Source organism: Roseateles sp., from assembly GCF_031397715.1.
Classification (GTDB): Bacteria; Pseudomonadota; Gammaproteobacteria; order Burkholderiales; family Burkholderiaceae_C; genus Paucibacter_A.
The window spans coordinates 1-3,589 of record NZ_JANNMI010000088.1; the positions used below are offsets into that span (position 1 = coordinate 1).

Annotated in this window: 3 protein-coding genes and 1 pseudogene; 3 read left to right on the forward strand and 1 reads right to left on the reverse strand. The window is 60.0% G+C overall.

Annotated elements, in window-relative coordinates; genetic code table 11:
* Positions 1-17 precede the first annotated feature (17 nt).
* Positions 18-713, reverse strand: coding sequence for a Bax inhibitor-1/YccA family protein (locus tag RMO57_RS03855; protein WP_310384398.1), 696 nt, complete (start codon positions 711-713; stop codon positions 18-20).
* Positions 714-864: 151 nt separating this feature from the next.
* On the opposite strand from RMO57_RS03855, the gene RMO57_RS03860 reads away from it, so the two are divergent.
* The 3 genes and pseudogenes from RMO57_RS03860 to carB form a co-directional block, all read left to right on the forward strand.
* Positions 865-1,269 (forward strand): heme-binding protein, encoded by a 405-nt coding sequence (locus RMO57_RS03860; protein WP_310384400.1) that lies wholly within the window; start codon positions 865-867, stop codon positions 1,267-1,269.
* A gap of 240 nt (positions 1,270-1,509) precedes the next feature.
* A complete protein-coding gene (gene carA / locus RMO57_RS03865) occupies positions 1,510-2,670 on the forward strand; it encodes a glutamine-hydrolyzing carbamoyl-phosphate synthase small subunit (protein ID WP_310384402.1) in 1,161 nt (386 codons plus the stop codon).
* Between the two features lie 27 nt (positions 2,671-2,697).
* A pseudogene (gene carB, locus RMO57_RS03870) lies at positions 2,698-3,589 on the forward strand (carbamoyl phosphate synthase large subunit); the annotation flags it as partial.

The following is a 3,589-nucleotide window of genomic DNA, read 5'->3' on the forward strand; positions in this document are numbered from 1 at the left end:
TATGGCTGGTTGATGGATCAGTCTTTTTCGCCACCAAAGATGCCGAGCAGGGCGAGCAGGCTCTGGAACACGTTGTAGATGTCCAGATAGATCGCCAGGGTGGCCGAGATGTAGTTGGTCTCGCCGCCGACAATCACGCGCTTGATGTCATACAGCATGAAGGCCGAGAACACCGCCATCGACAGCGCCAACATGGTCAGCATCAAAGCCGAAGACTGGATGAAGATATTGGCCAGACCGACCACCAACAAGATGATGGCGCCGACATACAAGAACTTGCCCATCGAGGACAGGTCACGCTTGATGACGGTGGCCAGCGTGGCCATCGCGAAGAAGATCGCACCGGTGCCGCCGAAGGCCATCATGATCAGGCTGCTGCCGTTACGGAAGCCCAAGATCGAGGCCAACATACGCGATAGCATCAGGCCCATGAAGAAGGTGAAGGCCAGCAGCACATAGACACCGGTGCTGGAGTTCTTGGTCTTCTCGACGGCATACATCAAACCGAAGGCACCAACCATGAAGACGATCATGCTCATGCCCATGCCCATCGAGGCCATGATGCCGGTGGTGACGCCGACCCAGGCGCCGAGCACGGTGGGCACCATCGACAAGGCGAGCAGCCAGTAGGTGTTGCGCAGCACGCGTTGACGGTCGACGGACAGGCCGCCGTTGAGGGCGCCACCGTATTGGTTTTGCAGGGTTTCGTTCATAGATAAATCCTCCGGACAAAAATAGTGCGGGCAACAAGCCGCGCGTGTTCATCTTGAGCCCGACTGTAGCTTGAGTTAGAAAAACATGCGTCGGGGTTCGCATCTAACCCCTGGGCTATACATTGTGGGCTTTACGTAGGATTTCAACACCATGAAGCAAAAGCCATTCTTGAGTCTGGACGAAGTGAGGCTCGTTGCGGCGGCGGCAGAGGCCGAGGCCTTGGCCAATCAATGGGCGGTTTCGATCGCTGTCGTAGATGACGGCGGCCACCTCTTGTGGTTGCAGCGGCTTGACGGTGCGGCGGCTATTTCCGCTCAAATTGCACCCGCCAAGGCAAATACGGCTGCTTTGGGTCGGCGTGAATCCAAGGTCTATGAAGACATCATCAATCAAGGTCGCGTCTCCTTCTTGAGTGCGCCGGGCCTGAGCGGCTTGCTGGAGGGTGGCGTGCCCATCCTGGTGGACGGCTTTTGCGTCGGTGCGGTCGGCGTCAGCGGGGTCAAGTCGAGTGAGGATGCGCAGATCGCGCGGGCGGGTATTGCAGCCTTGGCTTGAATTGGCGGGCATGCTTGCGATGGCCGGGGTAAGTTACATCAGCGTGTCAAGCTGCAGCCCGAAGCCTCAGTGAATACCCTGGCCGGGTATACTCAGCAGGTTTACCCGCAACAAAAATCGCAACCACACGCACGCCCCGCGAAACTCCACCAGTTTCCGTTCACCGGATGCCGGCTCTTTGACTGTCCAGGTCTCAAAAAAGAGTAGAGCAGGGCGTGCGCAACTACCGGAGTCCCCCCCGTGCTGCCCGACTTGCTCTCATCCCCCAAAGCGATCCTCGCCCTGGCAGACGGTACGGTCTTCAAAGGCTCCTCGATCGGTGCCACCGGTCAGACGGTCGGCGAAGTGGTGTTCAACACCGCCATGACCGGCTATCAAGAGATCCTCACCGACCCGAGTTATTGCCGCCAGATCGTGACGCTTACGTATCCGCACATCGGCAACTACGGCGTCAATGATGAGGACGTCGAGTCGCAGAAGATCCATGCCGCTGGCCTGATCATCAAAGAACCGCCGATTCTTGATTCCAATTTCCGCAAGACCCGCAGCCTGGTGCAATACCTGCAGGACGAAGGCACGGTGGCGATTGCCGACATCGATACCCGCCGTCTGACCCGCGTGCTGCGCAGCACCGGCGCGCAAAACGGCTGCATTATGGGTCTGGCTGCAGGCCAAGCGATCACCGACGAACTGGTGGCCGAGGCGATCGCGCTGGCCCAAGGTGCGCCTAGCATGGCCGGCTTGGATCTTGCCAAAGTGGTCAGCACCGCAACCAAGCACCACTGGACCGAAACCGAATGGACGCTGGGCAAGGGCTACGGCCAGCAGACCCATCCGCGCTTTCATGTGGTTGCCTATGACTTCGGCGTGAAGAGCAATATTTTGCGCATGCTGGCCTCGCGCGGCTGCAAGATCACCGTGGTGCCGGCGCAAACGCCTGCGTCCGCCGTGTTCGATCTGGAGCCGGACGGCGTGTTCCTGTCCAACGGCCCCGGCGATCCGCAGCCCTGCGACTACGCCATCAAGGCCGCAGCCCAACTGATTGAGGCCGGCATCCCGACCTTCGGCATCTGTTTGGGTCACCAGATCATGGCGCTGGCCTCCGGCGCCAAGACCTTCAAGATGAAGTTCGGCCATCACGGCGCGAATCACCCGGTCAAGGATCTGGACAGCGGCCGCGTCAGCATCACCAGCCAGAACCATGGCTTCGCGGTCGATGCCGACAGCCTGCCGGCCAATCTGCGTGCCACCCACATCAGCCTGTTCGACGGCACGCTGCAAGGCCTGGCCCGCACCGACAAGCCGGCCTTCTGCTTCCAGGGTCACCCAGAAGCCAGCCCAGGCCCCCACGATATCGCCTACCTGTTTGACCGTTTCATCGGTCTGATGGCCAAGTCCTGAGAACAGAGCAGCGGACGGAGTAAAGACATGCCAAAACGTACAGACATCAAAAGCATTCTGATCATCGGGGCCGGCCCCATCATCATCGGCCAGGCCTGCGAGTTCGATTACTCGGGTGCCCAGGCCTGCAAGGCGCTGCGCGAGGAGGGCTACAAAGTCATCCTGGTGAACAGCAATCCGGCCACCATCATGACCGACCCGGACACGGCCGACGTCACCTATATCGAACCGATCACCTGGCAGGTGGTCGAGAAGATCATCGCCAAAGAGCGGCCGGACGCGGTGCTGCCGACCATGGGTGGCCAGACCGCCTTGAACTGCGCGCTCGACCTGCACAAGCACGGCGTGCTGGAGAAGTACAAGGTCGAGATGATTGGCGCCAACGAAAAGGCGATCGAGAAGGCCGAAGACCGCCTCAAGTTCAAGGACGCGATGACCAAGATCGGCCTGGACTCGGCCCGCTCCGGCATTGCGCACAGCATGGAAGAAGCGCTGCAGGTGCAAAAGCGCATCGCAGCGGAAGTCGGCAGTAATGGCTTCCCCGTGGTGATTCGCCCCAGCTTCACGCTCGGCGGCAGCGGCGGCGGGATTGCCTACAACCCGGAAGAATTCGAGGAAATCTGCAAGCGCGGCCTGGACTTGTCGCCGACCAGCGAGCTGCTGATCGAAGAATCCTTGATCGGCTGGAAAGAGTACGAGATGGAGGTCGTGCGTGACAGCAAGGACAACTGCATCATCGTCTGCTCGATCGAAAATCTGGACCCGATGGGCGTGCACACCGGTGACTCGATTACCGTTGCTCCTGCCCAGACCCTGACCGACAAAGAATACCAACTGCTGCGCAATGCCTCGATCGCGATCCTGCGTGAGATCGGCGTCGACACCGGCGGCTCGAATGTGCAGTTCTCGATCAACCCGA